The following is a 22,315-nucleotide window of genomic DNA, read 5'->3' on the forward strand; positions in this document are numbered from 1 at the left end:
GCTCCGGGAACGGCGGCAGCCAGCGCGGTCACTCCGTGCTGCATCCCGGCGAACGACAAGAGGACAGCAGACATGAATGAATTGATGGGTTTCTGGGGCAGTGGCTGCGCCCCTCCGCAGGATTGCCGACGGTGCAATGGTCGCTGCTTCTCGCGGCGGCCTCGGTCTGCGGATACCTCGTTTACCGCCACACGGGCCTGCCCAAGGTCGTGGGCTATTCCATCGTCGGCATGGTCGCCGGTCTGCTGGGTTTCAACGGCGCCCTGTGGCCCCTACAGGGCATTGGCCTGTTCATGATGGAACTGGCGATTGCCGTCGTGCTGTTCGATGCCGGGGGCCGCATTCCCTGGCGCTGGTTTCGCCACAACCCGATGGTGCTGGTGCAGAGCATCGCCGAATCGGCGCTCACCTATCTGGCGGTCTACTGGATCATGCTGTGGTTGAACGTGCCGCGAGAGGCCGCAGGCCCGATTGCGCTGGTCGCCATGGCCGCGTCACCGGCCGTGGTCGCGCGCGTCGTGGCCGACACGCGCGCGGCCGGTCCGGTCACGGACCGGGCCATCGTGCTGTCAACGCTCTCCACGCTGTATGCGCTCACCTTCGGCGGCGCGCATGCCGAGATGCTGAGCCGACCGGGCAGCAATTTCTTCGAAGCGATTCCACCGGTGCTGGTGATGTTCGGCGTGTCCATCGTCGTCGGCATGCTGCTGTCGGGCTTTATCCGGCTGGCGCTGCGCTACATGAGCCCGGCCAGCGAAAACACCTCGATTCTCGCGCTCGCGCTCATCGCGGCAAGCACTACCGTGGCCGCGCACCTCGGGGGATCGGCGCCGCTTGCCGCGCTGATCGGCGGCATGCTCATCAAGCAACTGCATCCGCGCCCCTGGGCGCTGCCCCGGCAGTTGGGAACGGCGTCTTCGGTGCTCAACATGCTGATGTTCGTGCTGGTGTCCACGGTGGCGGCGCAGGCGGACTGGACCCTGACGATCGCCAGCACCGTGTTTGCGCTGATCGCCGTGCGCCTGCTCGCCAAGGCGCTGGGCGTGGGCATCGGCAACATCGGCAGCGGCGCAAGCTGGCGGCAGGCGCTGTGGGTGGGTGCGGCGATGATGCCGATGTCGTCGATTGCGCTGTTGATCGCATCGCAGTTCGTGACCGCATCGCCGGCCACCGGCGCGATCATCGCCAGCATCGCGCTGCCCACGATCCTGCTCATGGAGGTGTTCGGAGCCGTGATTGCCACCGTGGCACTGTACCGCGCCGGAGAAACCCACAAGCCCTGGGCGACGCTGCCCTCGAGCCAGTCTGGAGGCGAGTCCCGTGAGTCTTGAAGCCTTTCATCATTCGAAGCCGCTGACGCTGGGCGTCGAGCTCGAACTGCAGCTCGTGAACACCCACGACTACGATCTCGCGCCCTACGCCGAGGACATGCTGCGCCTGATGCACAAGACGCCGCTGCCCGGCAGCGTGGTGCCCGAGATGACGAACTCGATGATCGAGATCTCGACCGACGTCTGCCACTCGTGCAACGAGGTGATCAGCCAGCTCACGCCGATCCGCGACGCGCTCGTCAGGAGTGCCGACAAGCTCAACATCGCCGTGGTGGGTGGCGGCACGCATCCGTTCCAGCAGTGGCACGAGCGGCGCATCTACGACAAGCCGCGCTTTCACGAGCTATCGGCGCTCTACGGCTATCTCACCAAGCAATTCACCATCTTCGGCCAGCACGTGCACATCGGCTGCCCCGACGCGGACGCCGCGCTGCTGATGCTGCACCGCATGTCGCGCTACATCCCGCACTGCATTGCGCTGTCGGCTTCGAGCCCGTATGTGCAGGGACAGGACACGCAGTTCGATTCCGCGCGCCTGAATTCGGTGTTCGCGTTTCCGCTGTCGGGCCGCGCGCCGTGCGTGCTCAAGTGGAGCGAATTCGAGTCCTACTTCGACAAGATGACGCACACCGGCGTGGTCAAGAGCATGAAGGACTTCTACTGGGACATCCGCCCCAAGCCCGAGTACGGCACCATCGAGATCCGCGTGTTCGACACCCCGCTGACCATCGAGCGCGCAGCCGCGCTCGCGGGCTATGTGCAGTCGCTCGGCGCGTGGTTTCTCAACGAGCAGCCCTTCGTCCCCGAGGAAGACGACTACCTCGTCTACACCTACAACCGCTTTCAGGCCTGCCGCTTCGGGCTTGACGCGGTCTATGTCGATCCGCCGTCGGGCACGCACATGCAGTTGCGCGACCACATTTTGCAGACCATGGACAGGATCGCGCCCTATGCCGAGGCCAATGGCGCAACCGGCGCGCTCGAGCTGCTGCGCAAGGACGTGCAGATCGGCCAGAACGACGCGCGCTGGCTGCGTGAACGCCAGCGCGAGGAGCAGATGCTGGCCGAAGTGAGCCGCCAGGCATCGCTCAAGTTCCGTGGCAACTGAGTGTCTTGCATGGGTGAGTTCGATCTGATTGCGCACTATTTCACGCGTCCCGTGCGCCGCGCGGCGCTGGGCGTGGGAGACGATTGCGCGCTGCTGCGCATCGAGCCGGGCATGCAGCTGGCGGTGTCGAGCGACATGCTGGTCGCCGGTCGGCACTTCTTTGACGACGTGAATCCGGTGCATCTGGGCCACAAGTCGCTGGCGGTGAATCTGAGCGATCTGGCGGCCAGCGGCGCCCGGCCGCTCGCATTCACGCTGGCGCTTTCGCTGCCCGCCGTCGATGAGCCGTGGCTCAAGGGATTTGCGCAGGGCCTGCTCGCACTGGCCGACGCGCACGACATCGAACTCGTGGGTGGCGATACCACGCATGGCCCGCTGAACATCTGCATCACCGCATTCGGCGAGGTGCCGCCCGGCAAGGCCCTGCTGCGCAGCGGCGCCTTGCCCGGTGACGACATCTGGGTGAGCGGCACACTCGGCGACGCGCGGCTGGCGCTCGACGCGGCCCTTGGCAAGATCGACCCGCCACTGCCGCCCGAGGTGCTGGATGCGGCGCGCGAGCGGCTCGAATGCCCCACGCCGCGTGTCGCGCTGGGCATGGCGCTGCGCGGTATCGCGAGCAGCGCGCTCGACCTCAGTGACGGCCTGCTCGGCGATCTCACGCACATCCTGGAGCAATCGCAGGTGGGCGCGCAGATCGACGCCGACGCCGCGCTGCAAACCATGGCCGCACGCGCCTTCGCCCCGGCACTGCGGCTTGCAGACACGCAGTGGCTGGAATGCGTGCTCGCGGGCGGCGACGACTACGAACTCGCGTTCACCGCGCCCGCCGCGCTGCGCGTAGCGGTGCAGGACGCCGCATGCTCGGCCAGCACGCGCGTCACGCGCATCGGCAGCATCACCGCAGGGCACGGCATTCGCGTGCTCGACGCCAACGGGCGGGCACTGCCACGCCAACGCTGGGACTCGTTCGACCACTTCGCGTGAGGCCGACGCTGGTAGCATGGCGCTCTCCGGCACCACCGACTTCGAGGTTTCATGCTTATTCCATCGCTCTCGCAGCCCGGCATCGGGCGGACCGTTCATCTGGCAATCGCCGCCGCCCTGGGCACGGCCACCGGGGTGATGCCGCATGCGGCCCTCGCGGCCGACGGCAATTCGAGCATCACGCAGGTCAAGGTCTATCCGGGCAGCGCCACGGTGGAACGCCTCGCGCGGGTTCCCGCCGGTGCACGCAGCATCACCATCCGCTGCCTGTCGCCGCAACTGGACGCGCAGAGTCTTCAGGTGCATGCCGACTCGAGCGTGCGCATCGGCGAGACCAGCATCCGGGTGCAGGAGCGCGATCTGGACAAGGAATGCGCCACGCCGCTCGACGATCAGGTGCGGCAGGCCGAAGACCGCGTCGCCATTGCCAAGGCCGAGACCGACTCGCTCGAACTGGCCACGAGCTATCTCAAGACCGTTGCCACCAAGGCACCTGATGACGTGCACAGCGGCCCCGGAACGCCCGGCTCGGCCTCGATCAACAGCACCACCGACGCGCTGCGCCGCTCGTCGCAGGACGTGCTGCTCAAGCTGCATCAGGCCAGGCGCAAGCAGGAGCTTGCCGATCTCGCGCTCAAGGAACTCATGACCGAGCGCAACCGCACGGCCGGACCGAATGCGCGCGTGTCCACGGTGACCATCACGCTCGCCGCCGAACGCGAAAGCGATCTGCGCCTGTCCTACCAGTTGCGTGGGCCGAGCTGGTCGCCCAGCTACCGCGCGACGCTGGACAGCGCCACCAGCGTCGTGCGTCTCGAACGCATGGCTCTGGTCGCCCAGAACACCGGCGAGGACTGGCGCAACGTGCAGCTCACGCTGTCCACCGGTCAACCGACGCGCGCCACGTCGGGCCGCATGCCCAACGCATGGACGCTCGACATCTACACGCCGCCGCCCGAGACCGATATGCAGCGGCGGGGCATACCCTCGCCCGCGCCCGCGCCCGTGGCCGTTTCCGGCCCGGTGATGATGATCGAGGGCGCGCCCGAAATGCCACGCTTCGACGTGCAGGTCAGCGACAACGCCTACGCCACCGAGTTCAGCGTGCCGCAGCGCATCACGGTGCCCTCGGGCGGGCAGCGTGTCACGCTGTCGCTTGGCACGCAGGACGCGCGCGCGCAACTCGTCTCACGCAGCGCTCCGGCGGTCGAACAGGCCGCCTACCTGGTCGCGCAACTGCCCACGCTGCCCGGTGTCTGGCCAACGGCAAGCGTCGCGCTGTATCGCGACAATGCCTACGTCGGCCAGGGCACGCTCAACAACAACGCCGACGAGCTGTCGCGCACCGGCCTCGCGTTCGGGCGTGACGAGCGCGTCGTCGTCACCGCCGAGCCGCAGCAGCAGAATTCCGGCAGCGCGGGCTTCACCGGCGCCAACGTGGAGCGCAAGGTACAGCACGCGTACCGCGTCGAAAACCGCCACCAGCGACCGGTGGCGCTGCAGGTGCTGGAGTCGGCGCCGGTATCGCGCAACGAGCAGATCGAGGTGAGGTCCCAATATGAGCCCGCGCCCGCCGACAAGGAATGGAACCGCCGCCCCGGATTGATCCTCTGGAGCGAGACCCTTGCTCCCGGCTCCTCGCAGCGATTCGTGGCTACGCATACACTGCGTTACCCCAAGGACGCACGGCTGCAGGAATCGCAGTGATTTTTGCGCCACCGGCACGCCCGTCCCATCCGTTGACCATGCAAGATTTTTCGCACTCACCCGCTCCCGCATCCGAGCCGCAGCCCCAGGCGGCGCGACCGTCGCTTCGGCGCTTCATGTTCGCCAATCCGCTGCATCTGGTGGCGCTCGGCTTTGGCAGCGGGCTCTCGCGCGTCGCCCCCGGTACGGTCGGCACGGCCTGGGGATGGCTGGCATTTCTGATGATGCAGTTGTGGCTCTCGCAGGCGCAGTTGGGCCTCGTGATTGCCGTGTCGCTGGTGCTCGGCTGGATCGCCTGCACCGTCACCGCACGCAACATGGGCGTGATGGATCCCGGCAGCATCGTCTGGGACGAGGTGATCGCGATCTGGATCATCCTGTGGCTTGCCATGCCCATGGGCTTCTGGGGACAGCTCGCCGCGTTCGGCCTGTTCCGTTTTTTCGATGCCGTGAAACCCGGCCCCGTCAAATGGGCCGATCAGCTCTTCAAGGGCTTTGGCTGGCGAGGCGGCTTCGGCATCATGTTTGATGATCTGGTTGCCGCGTTCTGCACGCTGCTGGTGATTGCGCTCTGGAGGTGGATCTGATGCTCGAACAAGACAACCCGCAAGGCGTTTCGCAATCCTCGGCCAGAGAACTGTTCGGCCTGTCGAGTGAACAGCTCGAACCGCATCTGCGCAGGCTGGCCGACACCCTCAAGACGCGCCGGTGGATGCTGACCACCGCCGAAAGCTGCACCGGCGGCATGATCGCCGCGGCCTGCACCGACCTGGCCGGATCGAGTGACTGGTTCGAGCGCGGTTTCGTGAGCTACGGCAACGCCGCCAAGACGGACATGCTGGGCGTGCCCGGCATGCTCATCCTACTGCACGGCGCCGTCAGCGAACCCGTGGTGCGCGCCATGGCGACCGGCGCGGTGCTGCGTTCGCAGGCACAGGTCAGCATCGCGGTCACCGGCGTCGCCGGCCCGGGCGGAGGCACCGAGGCCAAGCCCGTCGGCACCGTGTGGTTTGGCTGGCAGGTGGATGGCGCGCTGCACAGCGAGGTGGTGCACTTCGTGGGTGACCGGGCGACGGTACGCACGGAGACGCTGCGGCACGCCATTGTCCGGCTCAACGAACTGATGGCCTGAGCGAAACGGACGTTCAGAACACCACGCCCGAGACCAGCGCAATGTTGGCGTAGGGCGTGAATTCCCCGGTGCGCACGACCGCGACCGCACGCTGACTCAAGCGCTTGAACTCCTCATGCGACAGGGTCTCGGCCACCGGTAGCCGATCCGCGTTGTCGGCCCACCAGCGCGGCATCTCACCCTGCGCACCCAGCGATTCGCGCGCGATCACGGCGGTCTCCACCTTGAGTTCGGAAAGCACCGCGTCGAGCACCTGCGTGACCGAAGGCACGCCCTTGCACAGTGCCAGATCGATGCGACGGACACCGGGTGGAACCGGCAGGCCGGCGTCACCGATCACCAGCACGTCGCCGTGGCCCATGCCGGCAATCACGCCCGACAACTCTGCGTGAAGCAGCGTCGTGCGCTTCATGGCGTATTTGGGCGCGTTGCGCGGGTGAGTTGCTCGACCTCCTGCGCGGTCGGAATCGACGGCTGGGCCCCGGCCCGCGTCACGCAGATGCTGGCCGCGCGCATCGCCCATTGCGTGGCCGCATCCAGCGTTGCGCCGCCCGCGAGCTGCACGGCAAGCGCGCCGAGAAACGTGTCGCCCGCGGCGGTGCTGTCCACGGCCTGCACCTTGAGCGCCTCGTGCCAGCGCGCGCCGTGCGCATCGCATGCCACGGCACCATTCGCGCCCAGCGTCACGACCACCTGGGCTACGCCGCGCGCGAACAATTGCTGCGCCGCAATGGCCGCCTGCTGCACGTCCTGCACGGCCAGCCCGCTGAGGGCTGCGGCCTCGGTCTCGTTCACCACCAACACGTCGATGCTGCCCCACCATGACGGCGCAATCGCCTGCATCGGCGAGGGATTGAGCGCCACCTTGCAACTCACCTTGCGCGCGATTCGCAGCGCTTTCGCGACCTCGGCAAGCGGTGTCTCGAACTGCAGCACGACGAACCGGGCATCGCGCAGCAGCCGCTCCAGCAAGTCCTCCGCCACGCTCAGCCGCTGGTTGGCACCGGCCAGCACGACAATCTGGTTCTGCCCCGCATCGTCCACCGAAATCACCGCCACGCCGGTCGCCGCGTCACCCGCATGCATGACGTGCGAAACGTCGATGCCGTCCGCGCGCAGCGATGCGAGCAATTGCTCGCCGTAGGCATCATTGCCAACGCAGGACAGCAGGCGCACCTGCGCTCCCTGACGCGCGCAGCTCACCGCCTGATTGCCGCCCTTGCCACCGGGCACGTAGCGCAGGTCGCGGCCGAGCAGGGTCTCGCCGGCCACCGGCATGTGCGGCACGCGCAGCACCATGTCCATGTTCAGGCTGCCCAATACCACGATGCGCGGGCGATCATCCGGAGAATTTGTCGAGGCTGCTGTCATCATCACATCAGGTTTCGAAGACGGTCTGCGGCGTTGCGCGGCTCAGCGCCTTGCCGCTGCTCTCGCGCGTCACCAGCGACGGCGCGAGCAGTTGAATGCATGGATCGTGCGCGCTGCCGCAAGCGCCCCTGTCCGCCGACATCTGCGCGAGCAGTCGCGCCAGCGTCTGCGCGGCCATCGGCACCACGGGCTGCGCGATGCTCGCCAGCGGTGGCTGCGTGTAGCTCGCCAATTCGATGTCGTCATATCCCACCACGGCGATGTCCTCGGGCACGCGCAGGTTCTGCTCATGCACGGCACGCAGCGCGCCGATGGCCATCAGATCATTGCAGGCAAACACCGCGCTCGGCCGGTTCGCAGCGTCGCGCTTCAACAGCGAGAGCATGGCGAGATAGCCGCCGTTGACCGAGAAATCACCGTACACCAGCAGATCGCTCGTCCGGCCCGCATCGCGCAGCGCCTCGCGCCAGCCCTGCACGCGCGACTCGCTCGAATGCAGTTGCTCGGGCCGCCAATGCAGGCAATGCGCCGATGCCCGAGCCGCAGCAGATGCTGCGCCGCGATGCTGCCACCCTTCACATGATCGGTCTGCACGCAGGGCCGATCCAGTCCCGCAATGTCACGGTCGATCAGCACCATCGGCATGTTGCTTTCGGCCAGATGCCTGGACATGCGCTCGTCATCGGTGGTCGATGCCACGATCACGCCGTCCACGCGCTTTTGCGCAAGCACGTCCAGATACACGCGCTGGCGCTCCGCGTTGTCGTCGGTATTGCACAGCAGCAGTGCGTAGCCTGCGGCGAAGCAGGCGTCTTCCACGGCGCGCACCAGTTCCGCAAAGTAGGGATTGGAGTTGTTGGGCACCAGCATGCCGATGGTGTGCGTGGCATTCATCTTGAGGCTGCGGGCCACGGCGCTCGGCACATAGCCGAGCGTGCGCACGGCGTCCATCACGCGCGCCCCGGTGTCAGCGCTCACCGAACGCGTCTTGTTGAGCACGTGCGATACCGTCGTCACCGAAACGCCCGCGAGCCGCGCCACGTCCTTGATGCTGTTCATCGGCCGCCGCTCGCGTCAGGCAATCGCGCGCTTCTGGCGCAGCGTGTCGATGATCACCGCCACCACGATCACGACGCCGGTGATGATGCGCTTTTGCGGCTCGCTGGCACCGACCTGCGCGAGTCCGGCCTCAAGCACCGCGATGATCAGCACGCCAAAGAAGGTGGCGATGACCGAGCCGCGCCCGCCCATCAGGCTGGTGCCGCCGATGACGACCGCCGCAATCACCTGCAGCTCCATGCCGACGCCGGTATTCGGATCGGCGGCCTCGAGCCGCGCGGATTGCATGAGCCCGGCAAGCGCCGCGAGCAGGCCCATGATGGCAAATACCGTGATGCGGATCGGACGCGGGTCGATGCCCGCCAGGCGCATCGCCTCCTCGTTGGTGCCGATGCCGATCACGTAGCGCCCGAACACCGTGCGTGTGAGCACGATGTGGCCGACGATCACGATGATCACCGCAATCAGGAACGCCGACGAGATGCCCTCCATGATCGGCGCGGCAAGGCCCGAGATCGCGTCGCCCACATATTGCGTGCGCGAATCCGTCACCACATAGGCCGCGCCGCGCAGCGCCTCCAGCATGCCCAGCGAAACGATGAAGGTCGGCAGACGCCAGATCACCGATACCGTGCCCGTCACCGCGCCGCACACGAGTCCGGTCAACAGGCCGAGCGCGCCCGCCGCCCACACGTTCATTCCCCAGATCAGGATCGCCTGCGCCGCGACGGCCGCCGACAGCGCCAGCACCGAGCCCACCGACAGGTCGATGCCCGCGATGATGAGCACAAAGGTCATGCCCACGGCCATCACGGCGAGCGCAGGTATTTCGTTGGCGATGGTGACGAAGGTTTCCTTGCTCCAGAAATACTCGCTCAGCGAACTGAACAGCGCGACCATTCCCAGCAGCACCAGCAGCAGGCCCAGATAGGTGCCCCAGGAGCCACGCAGCGCCTGGCTCATGGTGGACGGTGCGGGTTTTTCCCTGACGACGCTGTTCATGGCATGGTTCTTTCTGTTCTCTTTTCTGGAGATCGATGGGGCGCCGCAGCTCAGGCCAGCGCCGCATTCTGCGGTGAGGCGTTGCCGAATGCAGCGGCAAGCAATTGCTTTTCGGTCCACGCGCCGCGCTCGAAAATCGCGACCAGGCTTCCGTTGTGCATCACGCCGATGCGGTCGCACATGGCCATCAGCTCCCGCAGATCGCTGGACACCATGAGCACCGCCTTGTGGGCGGCGACCATCGCGTCCATCTCGTTGTACAGGTCGGCCCGCGCGCCCACGTCCACGCCGCGCGTGGGCTCGTCGAGCAGCAGCACGTCGCAGGACTGGTGCAGCCAGCGTGCGAACACCACCTTCTGCTGATTGCCGCCGCTGAGCGTAGCCACCGGCTGCTCGGCATCGCGCGAGCGAATGCGCAGACGCTGAATCCAGTTGCGCGCCACTTCGGCCTCGCGTCCGGCCTGCAACCATCCGGCGCTCGACACATGCTCGACACCCGCGAGCGTGGTGTTCACGCGGATCGACTGGGGCAGCAGCAGGCCCTGGGACTTGCGATCCTCGGTGACGAGCCCGATGCCCGCATCGATGGCGTGTACCGGGCTGCGCCAATTGGGCGACACGCTCGCGCGCGGCCTGCCCTGCTCATCGAACAGGCTGATGTCGCCGGCCTGCGCGCGGTCCGCACCGAACAGCAAGCGCACCAGTTCGGTCCTGCCCGAGCCGACCAGACCGGCCAGGCCCATGATCTCTCCGGCGTAGAGATCCAGGCTCACGTCGCGCACCACCGTGCCACGGCGCAGGCCGCGCGCCGACATGCGCAAGCCGCCGCGACTGCGCCGCGCCCGGCCCTCGTTGTCCTGCACCACATGGCCGACCATGCGCTCGACCAGCTCATGCTCCTGCACGCCGCGCATGGCACGCACGTCCACCAGGCGGCCATCGCGCAGCACGGCCACACGGTCCGCGATGCGCTGCAATTCTTCCAGCCGGTGCGACACGTAGACGATGGCCACGCCGCGCGCCTTCATCAACGCGATCTGCTCGAACAGGTGCTCGATCTCGGCGGGCGTGAGCATCGCTGTGGGCTCGTCGAGCACCAGCACGCGCGTGCCGTCCTGCAGATTGCGCGCGATCTCCACCATCTGCTGCTGGCCGATTCCCAGCTCGGCGACGGGCGTGTCGGGATCGATGTTGCCCATGCCGATCTTGGCGAGCTGCTGTTTCGCGAGCATGCGGATGCGTTCGTTGTTCAACCAGCCCATCGATTGGGCAGCCGGTCCAGCAGCAGGTTCTCGGCCACGGTGAGCGTGGGAATCAGGCCCAGTTCCTGCATCACCATGCGCAGGCCCTGGGCCTCCGCATCGCGGCGCGAACGCGGCACGAAGGCCACGCCGTCCAGCTCGAGCGCGCCGTCGAAATCCTGCACCAGTCCGCACAGGATCTTCGACAGCGTGCTCTTGCCCGCGCCGTTCTCGCCGGTCAGCGCCATCACTTCACCGGCGCGCAACTCCAGCGTCACGCCCTGCAGCACCACCGTGCCGGCATACGACTTGCCCACGTCGCGCATCACCACGCGCGGCGGTCCTGCGGATGCGGGAGTTTCAGACGATGACGCCATCTTCCTGTCGCTCTTGAACGCTTACTTCGAGTCCTTGGTGACCAGCACCACGTCGGTCTTCACCTCGGCCGGCAGATCGGCCTGCTTCTTGCCTTCGGCAATCGCCTTGAGTGCGATGTCGATGCCGAACACCGCCTGCTTGGCGGCAAACTGATCGGCCGTGGCGAGCACGCGGCCATCCTTGAGCATGGGCTTGAGGGCCGCAATGTTGTCGTAGCCCACCACGTCGACCTTGCCCGTGCGACCGGCGGCCTTCACCGCAGCCACCACGCCGAGCGCCATGCTGTCATTGCCCGCCAGAATGGCCTTCAGATCGGGATGCTCGCGCAGCATGCCGGCGGCGACGGTATTGCCCTTGTCGATTTCCCACTGACCGGATTGCACGCTCACCACGTTGGCGCCCACGGCCTTCATTGCGTCCTGATAACCGAGCGTGCGCTGCTGCCCGTTGAACGACGTGGAGACGCCTTCGACTATGCCCACCTTGTCGCCCGATTTCAGCTTCTTGCCGAGGAAATCGCCCACCTGCTTTGCACCGGCGCGATTGTCCGGCCCCACGAACGGCACCTTGAGATCCTTGCTGGCGAGCGCATCGGCATCAAGCTTGTTGTCGATGTTGATGATCAGCACGCCCTTGTCGGCCGCCGCCTTGAGCGCCGGAACCAGCGCCTTGGAATCGGCCGGCGCGATGACGATGGCATTCACGCGCTGCGCCACCATCTGCTCGACCATCTTGATCTGTGCGGCGGTGTCGGTCTCGTCCTTGATGCCATTGGCCACAAGTGTGAACTTGGCGGCGTTCTGCTTCTGGTGCGCTTTCGCCCGTCCTCCATGGTGCGGAAGAACTCGTTTGCCAGCGACTTCATCACCAGCGCCACCTTCGGCTTGTCCGCAGCGACGGCGTTGTGAGCAAAACCGGCAACCGTAGCCAGGGCCAGAGCGGCAGTCAAAGTGCGACGGGAAAAGTGCATGAGCGTCTCCAGAGGGTGGAAGTGACCGGCGCAAGGCACGCGCTTGCCCGCATTTCGCCGATCCAGTGATTTGAACGAAGAAGCGCGATTTTGCACCCACGCAAACGTTTGCGGCCTGCGGTTTACCCTAGGAATCTTCTCTACCAATGTGAGAAGCGGGCGTTTTTCCCGTGCAGTCAATCGATCGACAGATCCAGCGACTTGACCAGAGCCGCCCAGTGGGGAATCTCGGCGCGCAGTTTTTTGTCGAGTGCTTCCGGAGTGCTTGCGACGACGTCGGCACCGTCCTGATTGATGCGCGCAACCACGGCCGGAGCCGTCGCGGCCTTGCGAATCGCCTCCGAAAGATATTGAACCCGCTCCTTCGGTGTTCCGGCGGGAGCGAAGACGCCATACCAGCCCTCGATGGAAACGTGGCTCACGCCCTGCTGCTCCAGCGAGGGAACGTTCTTGAATGCACCCACCGCATTGGAATGGGTGACCGCCAGCGCCCGCACCTTGCCGGAAGAATAGAGCGACTCCACGGATGGAGGCGAGGTGATCAGCATATCGACCGAGCCACCGAGAAGATCATTCGTCGCGGGACCGGCTCCGCGATACGGCACATGCATCAATGTCACGCCCTTCTTCTGGGCCAGCGTCGCTCCCGCCAGATGGGACAGCGTGCCGTTGCCCGGCGTGGCAAAGCTCACCTTCCCGGGCCGCTCGGCGGCGGCCTTGAGATAGTCGGCCAGTGATTTGTGCGGGCTTTCCGCGCGCACCACGAGCACCAGCGGTGCCGAAGTGATCTGGGAAAGTGCCACGAAATCCTTGAGGGGATCAAAGCCCGGATTCTTGTAGAGCGAGGGATTCACGGCCATCACGCTGTTCTGCGACAGCACGAGCGTGTAGCCGTCGGGCTTGGCGCGCGCGACCGCCGTGGTTCCGAGGTTGCCGCCTGCGCCCGCACGGTTCTCGATGACCACCGCCTGCCCGATCAGCTTGCTCAACTCATTTCCAAGCAGCCGCGCAATGCCGTCATTTCCGCCGCCCGGCGGAAACGGCGACACCAGCGTGACGGATTGCCTGGGGAAGTCCGGCAAGGGCGTCAACGCCTGAGCCAGTGCGGCGGGATGCGCCAACGAGAGCGCGGCCCATCCCGCCACGCCAAGACACCAATTTCTTCGTTTTTCCTGAGATGCGCTCGTCATGCCTGCTCCTTTTTTCTCATGATGGGGTGGATGGTCGTGCCTGCTTGTCCCAGAGGCTGGCAACAAAGCGCTCGCACTGCGCGAGCTGGCTCAGCTCCACGAATTCGTTGGGGCGATGCGCCTGAACGATGCTGCCGGGGCCGCAGATGATGGTCGGTATGCCCGACTGCTGGTAGATGCCGCCTTCGGTCATATAGCTCACGCCAAGACCCGCGCCCGCGCGCCCTCAAGCTCCATCGCGACCCGCGCCAGCTCGGCATTCGCGCTGGGCGACAAGGCCGGGTTGTCGCTGAGTTTTTCAAACCGGAGGCTGGCATCGGGCGCGTTGCGCAACATGCGCGGCAATACGTCACTCGCGCCGAACTGGCTGATTTTTTCAAAGATGCGATCCGGGTCGCTGCGCGGCAGATAGCGATAACCGAACGTGAACTCGCAATCCCTTGGCACGATGTTGCGCGCAAGGCCGCCTTCGATCAGGCTGACCTGCAAGGTATCAAACGGCGTCTCGAAGCTGCTGTCGGGCTCTGGCGACCGCATCATCTGCTCGGACATTTCGTCGATGAAGCCGATCACCCGCGCCGCATGCTGAATGGCGTTGACGCCTTCGTTGGTTCGCGAGGCATGGGCCTCCTTTCCCCGAACGCAACAGCGGTAGTTGCGACTGCCCTTGTGGGCGCGCACGATCTGCATTTCCGTGGGCTCGCCGACGATGCACGCTGAGGGGCGGATTCCGGCCGCCGCCAGATCGGCGAGCAGGGTTCGCACCCCTTTGCAGCCCACCTCTTCGTCGTAGGTGAACGCCAGATGCAAAGGCCGCCGAAGGCGCGATGCATCGATCACACCGACGCTCGACAGAACGCTGGCAATGAAACCCTTCATGTCGCAGGCACCGCGGCCATAGAGCCGGCCATCGACGATCTCCACCTTGAACGGGTCCGTGCGCCAGTCCTGACCATCCACGGGAACCACGTCGGTGTGTCCGGACAGCAGCATGCCGCCCTCGACCTCGGGCCCTATGCTCGCGAACAGATTCGCCTTGCGGCGGGTATCGTCATAACTCAATCGCGTGGCGAAACCATGCTGGATCAAATGGCTTTGCGTCCACTCGATCAGATCCAGGTTCGAATCCCTGCTGACCGTGGGAAATGAAATCAGCCGCCGGAGAATCTCCAGGGTTTCCTGACGTGGCAAAAGCATGCGATGACCCTCCTGCAGGACACGCGGATGGACTCAGAGCGTCAGCTCTTCCCACTCGTGAGCGATAAAGGCGGCGCGCTCGCCGGTGTGAACCACCGGATCACGCCGGAGGCCGATGACGATGGCTTCGCGCGCGAGCTGCACGGTCTCGACGGGATTGCCATAGAGATCCATGGACTGGCCGAGAATCGCGTCGGCGGCGAGGGTCTCGCCCGCCGCTGCCTGCGCAATGAAAAGCCCGCCCCTGGCAAACGTCATCCAGCCACGCTTCGTCACGCGGCGCACGCGGGTCGGAAGCACATCGCCGTCGATCACGGGCAGGATGCCCAGATGCGCCGCGAGGCGCGTGAAGCCCTTGTCAGCCAGTTCGACGTTGTGCGCCTCGTATCGGCTGCCGCCACCGAGTTCCAGCATGAAGGCCGCGACACCGCGCGCGAGGCATTGGTAGTCGAGCGCACCCGCAATGTTTCCGGGCAGCTCCCCGGCCCACCGACATCCATGCGACAGGCCACATTGGGCTCGAACAGACTGATCAGGCGCAGCAGCTCCTGCTCGGGAATGGGGCTCTGCGGATGCACCTTGTACACGGCATAGGCGCGCGAATCGAACAGCGCATTCATGGTGTGCAGGTTGATCAACACGTCGGCGACGCCGTCGATCTCCTGCATCAGCGCATGGGCCAGACGCTCCGAAATCAGGCCACCGGGATTGCCGGGATAGGTCTGGTCCAGGTCGAGTTCGTCGTAGGGGTTGCGCTTGCGGCGCGCGTCGAGCGCATGCGGGTTGCCGGTGGGCGTGACCACGACGTTCCCGCTCATCTGCGCCGGGTCGATTCGGCGCGCGAATCTCAGCGCCGCGATCATCCCGTTGATTTCGTCGCCGTGTACCTGACCGTGAAGCCATAAGGTCTTGCCGGGCCGGGCGCCGCGAATCGCGAGATAGGGCAGGCCCACCGCCATTCCCGACGACATGGAGCCGACGTCGATCATCCCCTCGCGTATTGCCGCTGCTCCTTGGCTGGCAAGAAAGTCCTTGATTTGTCCCATACGTGCCTCGCTACAACGCTCAGTCCAGCTTGAGTCCCATCGACTTGATCAACTGCGACCACTTGGCAGTGTCCGCAGCCACGAATCTGGCAAATGCCGCAGGGTCCATGGGCGGCGGCATTTCCATCATCTGGGCCTTGAATTTTTCCGCAAGGCCCGGGGCTTCCTGCGCCGCCTTGAGCTGGCCGTACAACCAGTTCACCGACTCCGGCGGCGTGCCCGCCGGGGCGAAAAATCCATACCAGTTGAGCGCCTCATAACCGGGAACCCCGGCCTCGGCGACCGACGGCGTCTCGGGGAAAAGTGCCGACCGCTTGGCGCTCGTCACCGCCATCAGCCTGATCTTTCCCGCCTTGATGTTGGAGACGGCGGAAGTGTCGAGAAATGCGAAATCGACACGCCCGCCCATCAGGTCCGTCAGCGCGGGGGTCGAGCCCTTGTAGGGGACATGCTGCGCATCCACCGCCGACATCTGCGCGAACATCGCACCCGCAAGATGCTGGGACGTCCCTGTGCCGCCGGAGGCATAGGTCAGCTTGCCCGGGTGTTCCTTGCCGTATCGGACAAGCTCGGAGACGGTCTGGAACGGAGCGTCCGGACGCGTCACGAGCAACAGCGGAATCTGCACGCCCATGGCGACGGGCATCAGATCCCGGGAAGGGTTGTAGTTCAGCGACTTGTAGGCGCTCGGTGCAATGCTGATGTTGCCCGGGCTTCCCATCACGAACTGATAGCCGTCGGGTTTGGCACGTGCCACGGCCCCACGCCGATGATTCCGCCGGAGCCGGCCTTGTTGTCGATCACGATGTTGGCGCCGCTGCGCTGACTGATCTCATTCGTGTAGAGACGTCCGACCACGTCCACGCCACCACCGGCCGGGAAGGGCACGGTCATCATGATCGGGCGCTCGGGATAGGCCGCCGTCGCGATGGGATGAACCCCCGCAAGCCCCAGCAGGCCCGCGCACAACACGGCGGATTTGAACAATGGCTTCATGCTTGTACTCCCTTTTTTGGATAGCGGATCATTCGTGCGCCCGGACCTTGTCGAGCCCGGCATGGCTGAACGCCTGCGCAAGATCGCGCTTCAGGTCTTCGGGCTCCTCAAGACCGATGTGCAGTCGCACGACCGGCCCGTGCGCCGACCAATCGGTGACGCTGCGTGCCTGTTTCATGTCTGTCGGCGTCACCAGGCTTTCATAGCCACCCCACGATGCGCCGAGCCCGAACAACGCCAGGCTGTCGATGAAACGATCAACCTGTTGCTGCGATGTACCGACCGGGAGTTCCAGCGAGACGAGCCCGTTCGTTCCGTGGCAGTCACGTATCCAGAGATCGTGTCCGGCATGCGAGGGCAGGGCCGGGCAGTAGACCTTGACCACGGCGGGGTGCGTCTCAAGCCAGCGCGCAACATCGAGCGCATGCTGCTCATGGGTCTTCAGGCGTGCGGCGAGACTGCGCACACCGCGAAGCACGAGCCACGCGTCGTCGGGGCTCACCGTCATGCCGAACGCATCGCAGCGTTCCGCGAGCGGCTGCCAGTATTCCTGCCTGGTGGCAACGGTTCCCATCATCACGTCCGAATGACCCGAGAGGTATTTGGTCGCAGCCATCACGGACACGTCGGCACCGAGCGTGAGCGGCCGATACTGCACGCCCGACCCCCAGGTGTTGTCCACCATCACCATCGCGCCCTGCGCATGCGCCATGGCGCACAGCGCCGGGAGATCGCACATCTCGTACACCAACGAGCCGGGGCACTCGGCGTACAGCATGCGCGTATTGGCTCGCATTCCCGCCCGCGCGTCGCTGCCGTCCGCGGCAAAAAAGCTGAACTCGATGCCGTAGGGCCGAAGAAACTGCTCGGTGAGATGGCGCATCGGCTGATAGGCCGAGTCGGTGATCAGCACGTGGTCGCCAGGCTTCAGATAGCTCAGCAGCGCCATGGCAATCGCCGCAAGCCCGGTGGGTAACAGCCGGGTGCGGTAGGCGCCTTCGAGTTCGCTCACGGCATCTTCGAGCGCAAAGCTGGTCGGTGTGCCGCGCGCGCCGTAGCTGAAGATGCGCTCTTCACCCCGACGCGCCCGCATCTCTCGCTGATGCGCCGTGCTGTCGAAGACAACGGTGCTCGCGCGAACAATGGCCGGATTCATGGCCGAGCCACCCACGTAGGCAGGGTTCTTGCCCATGTGCGGCAAGCGCGTCTGCCAGGCGGTATGCGGGCTCTCGTCGAAGTCAGTGCTCATGGTCGTGATCGTGTGGAAGATGAACCTTGCTCGCGCAACGGCGGGATCAGTCGAGCTTTGCGCCGAGAGTTTCACCAGCTCGCCCCAGCGCTTGATATCCAGCGCGAGCTGCTGCGAGAACTCCTGCGGCGTGTTGGCCACGACCTCGCTGCCGCCATCGACCACCAGCTTCGTGACCTCGGGCGTATGCAGCGTGCGGGTGATCGCGTCGTGCAGAAACTTCACACGCTCGGGCGGCGTGCCAGCGGGGGCAAAGAATCCATACCAGTCTTCGTAGGTCGCGTTCGACAGCCCCAGTTCCTCAAGCGTGGGCACCTTGGCGAAGATGCCGACGCGGCGTGGACTCGTCACAGCGAGCGCGCGCAACTGGCCGCTCTGGATCATGCCCGCCGCCGATGCCGTCGAGGTGATCAGCACATCCACCTGCTTGCCGAGCAGATCATTGAGCGCAGGACCCGCGCCCTTGTAGGGAACGTGCGTCATCGGAACGCCCTTCTCCTTGGCGAGCACAGCACCCACGAGATGCGACAGCGTGCCATTGCCCGGAGTGGCAAAGGTGATCTTTCCCGGCTCAGCCTTGGCCTGTGCCGCGAGGTCGGCGAAGGTCTTGAACGGCGAGCTTGCCGCCACCACAATCGCCAGCGGCGCGGCATTCACCTGCGTGATCGGAACGAAGTTCTTGAGCGGATCGAAACCGGGCGCGCTGTAGAGCGCCGGGTTCACCGCCATCAGCGACACCTGCCCCGTCAAAAGCGTGTATCCATCGGCCCTGGATTCGACGACTGCCTTGGCACCGATGTTGCCGCCTGCGCCGCCGCGGTTGTCCACGACGGCCGGTTGGCCGGTGAAGTCCGACAGCTTGGTCGTGACCCAGCGCGTGGTCGCATCATTGCCACCACCGGGCGGGAACGGCGAGATGAAACGCAGCGGCTGCGACGGATAACCGTTGACCTTGGCAAGGGGCTCAGCCAAGGCGGCGGTACCGAGAATGGCACCGATGAGGAAGGCGCTGATCGAACGGATGGCATGCATGGGTTGGTCTCCTGATGTGTCGGTCGCGGGCTGCCCGCGAATGTGTCGTCCGCGCTTCCTATGTCCCGGCGTGCTCCGGCAACCGGAACTCTGCGAGTTCCTGCGCGTCGAGCTGCTGCACCAGCCCGGTCTCCCACGCAAGGTACTGGCGCGCGGCCTCCTTGTTGCCGTCGTGCCGGTCGTGCACGAAGAACAGGTAGTCAACGCAGTCCGCATCGGCGGGCCGGTCGGCGCTTGCGTGTAGCGGCAGTCCGGCCTCCTTCCACGCCTGTATTCCGCCGGTCAGCAGAAGCGGCGCGACGCTCAAATCCTGAGCGTTCCAACGCGCAAGATCCGCCTCGTCCGCCACCAGCACCACGTCGTTCTTCATGCCGTCCAGGTCGCTTGCAAGACGCGGACGGATGGACCAGATCGAACCCGGAATGTGTTCCTTGCGATAGGCCATGCCTGCGCGCAGATCCACCACCGTGACCGTGCCCGCCTGCAGGCGCTGCGCCAGTTCCGGCGCGGAGATGCCTTGCAGCACCGGTGGCGTGGGTGCGGAAATCGGCTTCAACGACAGGCCGCTCGCGACGCCGCCCTTGAGCACGCTGGCGTCATGCCCCATCTGGCGCAACCAGCTTGCGACCACGGCCGCACGGACGTCGTCACCATCAAACAGCACCAGCCTGGCGCGGCGCACACCCACGTACTGGTCCGCCGCCTGCATCAACTGGCCGCCGGGCGTGAGTTGAGCGCCCGGCAGCGTGCCTGCCCGGTATTCCTCCGGAGTGCGCACGTCGCACAGGAACAGCGATCGGTCGCTGTCCTGCGCCCATTGCCCGACCGTGCCCGCATCGACGAAGGGCACCTCGAACCGTTCGGCCAGTGCCTGCGACTGCGCCTTGAGCGACTGGTTTCCCGTGTCCTCGGCGTAGTGGCGCGACTTGCCATGATCGAGTGGAAGATCGACCAGATACCAGCCCTGTGTCCCGTTTTCCAGTGCGTACACGGGGTTGGCAATGCCCAGATTGATCAGCGTCTGCGCACCAAGAATGGAGCGCGTTCGACCCGCGCAATTGATGACGATGGGAGTTTCATCGTCGGGCACGATGTCCTTGATGCGGTAGGCGAGTTCGCCATTCGGGCAGCAGATGGCACCCGGGATGCTCATCTTGTGAAACTCGGAAATCGGGCGACCGTCGAGCACCACGGGAGGACGCTCGCGTATTTGCCACTCGGCCAGCTCGCGCGCGGTCACACGTGGCGTGCCGTAGGCGTGCTCCACCAGTTCGCCGAAGGTCTTGGAGGGCAGGTTCACGCCCGCAAACAGCGCGTAGCCCGCCCGCTTCCACGCGGCCGCGCCGCCGCTCAGTTCAAAGACCTCGGTATAGCCCAGTTCGCGCAGGCGCTCTGCCGCACGTGCGGCAACGCCAGCGGTGCGATCATCGCCACCGTCGTACACCGCCACACGCGTCTGCCTGCGAGGCACCAGCCTGAAGACATCGACTTCGAGCCTGCTGAATGGCAGCGGCGTGGCATGGAACAGGTGCGATTCGCCATACTGACCGTGTTCACGCACGTCGAACAGGGCAATCTCCTCGCCGTCGTGCAGCCAGCTCTTGAGTGTGGATACGTCAATCGATTCAGTCATATTGCAAGGCTCGAAAATTTCGGACAAAGCTCTCCCCGCACCTCGCGCGAGGCGCTGTCGAAGAACGGTATTCACGGAACCGAAGCCGCGTTTCAGCGGCGCGTCTGCACGCCGATCGCCATGGTCTGACAGGTGCCGTTCTGCAGGTCGTAGCTGGTGCGTTCGTTCAGGGTCTCCAGCGCGCGGCCATACATGTGCAGATGGCGGATGACCTGGTTGCCCTGAATTTCCACGGAGTGGATGTCCTCGGGCATCAGCGCGATGCCGGTGCCCGGTTCCACCACCACCAGATCCACCTCCTTGAGAGCTCCCTTGCCGGGCACCGATCCATCGTCGGTGCGCTCATAGACGCGGTTGTGCTCCGAACCCTCAACCGCCGCGATGCAGGCCCAGGTCGTGTGGTTGTGCGGAACGATCTTCTTGCCGGGGCGCATCACGTTGAGATACAGCGCATAGCTCTGGTCCGGATCTTCCGCGATCAGATAGCGCGCCTGATGCTCACCCTCTTCGGGTGCCGCAAACCGCTCCTGTGCCCAGTATTCGGGGTGCGATGCGAGAGAGATCAACTCGGCCAGCACCTTGTCCAGCTTCGGACGCGTCGGCTCGCCGCCAGCAACGGCCTGCTTCATGTGGCCGATGGCCGTTTCGACCGCGCTCTTGCGTTGCTGCTCTGTGTTGCTCACCGCGTGCTCCTTCGTTGTGTTCAATGGAATCAATGTATCAATCACATTTCCCGATAACAATCCTAGCGGTGTTGATGAACACTTAAGTAATATTGATATATGGAGAAAATGCTTGAGCTAGAACTGCTTCGCACACTGGTGACCATCGCCAATCTGCAAAGTTTCGCCGCGACGGCCGTGCAGCTCGGGCGTACGCAGTCGGCTATCACCCAGCAGATGCAGCGACTGGAAGACAGCGTGGGTCATCCGCTGTTCGAGAAGCAGGGACGCCAGAAACGGCTCACGGACCACGGTGAGCGCTTGCTGGTCTATGCGCGCCACATCCTGGCGATCCACGACGAGGCCGTACTCAGCCTGCAGAACCGCCAGATCGAGGGTCTGGTGCGCATCGGCGCGCCGCACGACGTGTCCGACACCATGCTGCCGCCGGTGTTGCAGGAGATCGCGCGCAATTTCCCGAGCATGCAGATGGATGTGCACGTGGGGCGCAGCCCGTTCCTCATGGAATCGCTCAGGCAGGGCGAGCTGGATCTGGTGATCTCCAACCGCGAGGACGATGCATTCGAGGGCTTTGTCCTGCGCTCCACGCCGACCGTGTGGCTCTGCGGGGCGAACTACGTGCACGATCCCGCCAAGACCGTGCCTCTGGTGCTGGCCGACGGACCCAGCATCTTTCGCAAGCTCGCGTGCGAATCACTGGACGCGGCAGGCATCCGCTGGACTCCGCGCCACACCTGCACAAGCCTCGTGGGCATTCTCGCGGCGCTGCGCGCCGGGCTCGGCGTGACGGCGCGGGGCGTCGAGCAACTCGATCCCGGGCTGCGCGTACTCGGTGTGGGCGATGGAATGCCGATGCTTCCGGAACTCGTGTATCGCCTCTACGTTCGCAGCCACGTCATCAACCCGGTGACCCGGCAGGTGTTTGAAAACCTGAAGACACGCATGCGGTTCGCGCCGACATGAGGGTTCGATCACCCGGACGATCCAGCCCCGCGCTTTCGCG

21 protein-coding genes and 4 pseudogenes are annotated in these 22,315 nt (G+C 65.3%); 7 read left to right on the forward strand and 18 right to left on the reverse strand.

Features of this window, described 5'->3' with window-relative positions:
• The first annotated feature begins 72 nt into the window (after positions 1 to 72).
• The 6 genes and pseudogenes from H9K75_RS10970 (at position 73) to H9K75_RS10995 (ending at position 6,265) form a co-directional block, all read left to right on the forward strand.
• A pseudogene (locus H9K75_RS10970) lies at positions 73 to 1,331 on the forward strand (cation:proton antiporter).
• Positions 1,321 to 2,439 carry a YbdK family carboxylate-amine ligase gene (locus H9K75_RS10975; protein WP_187725766.1) on the forward strand — a complete coding sequence of 373 codons (1,119 nt, stop codon included), beginning with the start codon at positions 1,321 to 1,323 and terminating at the stop codon, positions 2,437 to 2,439. The pseudogene H9K75_RS10970 and the gene H9K75_RS10975 overlap by 11 nt, the downstream one beginning before the upstream one ends.
• A gap of 9 nt (positions 2,440 to 2,448) precedes the next feature.
• Positions 2,449 to 3,426 carry a thiamine-phosphate kinase gene (gene thiL, locus H9K75_RS10980; protein ID WP_187725767.1) on the forward strand — a complete coding sequence of 326 codons (978 nt, stop codon included), beginning with the start codon at positions 2,449 to 2,451 and terminating at the stop codon, positions 3,424 to 3,426.
• 51 nt (positions 3,427 to 3,477) lie between these two features.
• On the forward strand, positions 3,478 to 5,133 hold the full coding sequence (locus tag H9K75_RS10985; RefSeq protein WP_226858649.1) for a DUF4139 domain-containing protein: 1,656 nt from the start codon (positions 3,478 to 3,480) through the stop codon (positions 5,131 to 5,133).
• A gap of 38 nt (positions 5,134 to 5,171) precedes the next feature.
• Positions 5,172 to 5,720: a phosphatidylglycerophosphatase A family protein gene (locus H9K75_RS10990; RefSeq protein ID WP_404826424.1), complete on the forward strand. Its 549-nt coding sequence runs from the start codon at positions 5,172 to 5,174 to the stop codon at positions 5,718 to 5,720.
• Positions 5,720 to 6,265, forward strand: a complete 546-nt coding sequence (locus H9K75_RS10995; protein ID WP_187725768.1) for a CinA family protein — start codon at positions 5,720 to 5,722, stop codon at positions 6,263 to 6,265. Before H9K75_RS10990 ends, H9K75_RS10995 begins: the two co-directional genes overlap by 1 nt.
• Positions 6,266 to 6,278: 13 nt before the next feature.
• Here the strand turns inward: H9K75_RS10995 and rbsD are convergent, their stop codons facing one another.
• The 18 genes and pseudogenes from rbsD to H9K75_RS11070 all read right to left on the reverse strand — a co-directional run bounded on the left by rbsD (position 6,279) and on the right by H9K75_RS11070 (position 21,258).
• Positions 6,279 to 6,677: a D-ribose pyranase gene (gene rbsD / locus H9K75_RS11000; protein ID WP_187725769.1), complete on the reverse strand. Its 399-nt coding sequence runs from the start codon at positions 6,675 to 6,677 to the stop codon at positions 6,279 to 6,281.
• Positions 6,674 to 7,591, reverse strand: coding sequence for a ribokinase (rbsK, locus tag H9K75_RS11005; RefSeq protein WP_319016911.1), 918 nt, complete (start codon positions 7,589 to 7,591; stop codon positions 6,674 to 6,676). Before rbsK ends, rbsD begins: the two co-directional genes overlap by 4 nt.
• A 52-nt stretch (positions 7,592 to 7,643) precedes the next feature.
• Positions 7,644 to 8,114 carry a LacI family DNA-binding transcriptional regulator gene (locus H9K75_RS24770; RefSeq protein WP_264294013.1) on the reverse strand — a complete coding sequence of 157 codons (471 nt, stop codon included), beginning with the start codon at positions 8,112 to 8,114 and terminating at the stop codon, positions 7,644 to 7,646.
• Positions 8,006 to 8,695, reverse strand: a complete 690-nt coding sequence (locus H9K75_RS11010) for a LacI family DNA-binding transcriptional regulator (RefSeq protein ID WP_264294014.1) — start codon at positions 8,693 to 8,695, stop codon at positions 8,006 to 8,008. Before H9K75_RS11010 ends, H9K75_RS24770 begins: the two co-directional genes overlap by 109 nt.
• A 15-nt stretch (positions 8,696 to 8,710) precedes the next feature.
• Positions 8,711 to 9,697 carry an ABC transporter permease gene (locus H9K75_RS11015; protein WP_187725771.1) on the reverse strand — a complete coding sequence of 329 codons (987 nt, stop codon included), beginning with the start codon at positions 9,695 to 9,697 and terminating at the stop codon, positions 8,711 to 8,713.
• Between the two features lie 50 nt (positions 9,698 to 9,747).
• A pseudogene (locus H9K75_RS11020) lies at positions 9,748 to 11,264 on the reverse strand (sugar ABC transporter ATP-binding protein).
• 72 nt (positions 11,265 to 11,336) lie between these two features.
• Positions 11,337 to 12,286: pseudogene (locus H9K75_RS11025) on the reverse strand (substrate-binding domain-containing protein).
• A gap of 176 nt (positions 12,287 to 12,462) precedes the next feature.
• On the reverse strand, positions 12,463 to 13,476 hold the full coding sequence (locus H9K75_RS11030; RefSeq protein WP_187725772.1) for a Bug family tripartite tricarboxylate transporter substrate binding protein: 1,014 nt from the start codon (positions 13,474 to 13,476) through the stop codon (positions 12,463 to 12,465).
• 16 nt (positions 13,477 to 13,492) lie between these two features.
• A complete protein-coding gene (locus tag H9K75_RS23870) occupies positions 13,493 to 13,669 on the reverse strand; it encodes a hypothetical protein (RefSeq protein ID WP_226858719.1) in 177 nt (58 codons plus the stop codon).
• A 5-nt stretch (positions 13,670 to 13,674) separates the two neighbouring features.
• On the reverse strand, positions 13,675 to 14,673 hold the full coding sequence (gene argE / locus H9K75_RS11035; protein WP_226858650.1) for an acetylornithine deacetylase: 999 nt from the start codon (positions 14,671 to 14,673) through the stop codon (positions 13,675 to 13,677).
• Positions 14,674 to 14,706: 33 nt separating this feature from the next.
• Entirely contained in the window at positions 14,707 to 14,988 is a 282-nt protein-coding gene (locus H9K75_RS23875) for a hypothetical protein (RefSeq protein ID WP_226858651.1), read from the reverse strand.
• On the reverse strand, positions 14,985 to 15,719 hold the full coding sequence (locus H9K75_RS11040) for a M14 family metallopeptidase (RefSeq protein ID WP_226858652.1): 735 nt from the start codon (positions 15,717 to 15,719) through the stop codon (positions 14,985 to 14,987). Before H9K75_RS11040 ends, H9K75_RS23875 begins: the two co-directional genes overlap by 4 nt.
• A 19-nt stretch (positions 15,720 to 15,738) precedes the next feature.
• Positions 15,739 to 16,476, reverse strand: coding sequence for a Bug family tripartite tricarboxylate transporter substrate binding protein (locus H9K75_RS11045; RefSeq protein WP_187725773.1), 738 nt, complete (start codon positions 16,474 to 16,476; stop codon positions 15,739 to 15,741).
• On the reverse strand, positions 16,440 to 16,715 hold the full coding sequence (locus H9K75_RS11050; RefSeq protein ID WP_187725774.1) for a type 2 periplasmic-binding domain-containing protein: 276 nt from the start codon (positions 16,713 to 16,715) through the stop codon (positions 16,440 to 16,442). The genes H9K75_RS11045 and H9K75_RS11050 overlap by 37 nt, the downstream gene beginning before the upstream one ends.
• A 28-nt stretch (positions 16,716 to 16,743) precedes the next feature.
• A complete protein-coding gene (metC, locus tag H9K75_RS11055; protein ID WP_187725999.1) occupies positions 16,744 to 17,964 on the reverse strand; it encodes a cystathionine beta-lyase in 1,221 nt (406 codons plus the stop codon).
• Positions 17,965 to 18,027: 63 nt separating this feature from the next.
• Positions 18,028 to 18,996, reverse strand: a pseudogene (locus H9K75_RS11060) (Bug family tripartite tricarboxylate transporter substrate binding protein); the annotation flags it as partial.
• 58 nt (positions 18,997 to 19,054) lie between these two features.
• Positions 19,055 to 20,629, reverse strand: coding sequence for a rhodanese-like domain-containing protein (locus H9K75_RS11065; RefSeq protein ID WP_187725775.1), 1,575 nt, complete (start codon positions 20,627 to 20,629; stop codon positions 19,055 to 19,057).
• 92 nt (positions 20,630 to 20,721) lie between these two features.
• Entirely contained in the window at positions 20,722 to 21,258 is a 537-nt protein-coding gene (locus H9K75_RS11070; RefSeq protein ID WP_187726000.1) for a cysteine dioxygenase family protein, read from the reverse strand.
• A 162-nt stretch (positions 21,259 to 21,420) separates the two neighbouring features.
• Here H9K75_RS11070 and H9K75_RS11075 point away from each other — a divergent pair, with 162 nt between their 5' ends.
• The gene (locus H9K75_RS11075; protein ID WP_404826425.1) at positions 21,421 to 22,275 is read left to right on the forward strand and encodes a LysR substrate-binding domain-containing protein; all 855 of its coding nucleotides are present in this window, start codon (positions 21,421 to 21,423) and stop codon (positions 22,273 to 22,275) included.
• The last annotated feature ends 40 nt before the right edge of the window (positions 22,276 to 22,315 follow it).

The sequence above is a fragment of the Diaphorobacter aerolatus genome (genome assembly GCF_014489535.1).
Classification (GTDB): Bacteria; Pseudomonadota; Gammaproteobacteria; order Burkholderiales; family Burkholderiaceae_C; genus Diaphorobacter_A; species Diaphorobacter_A aerolatus.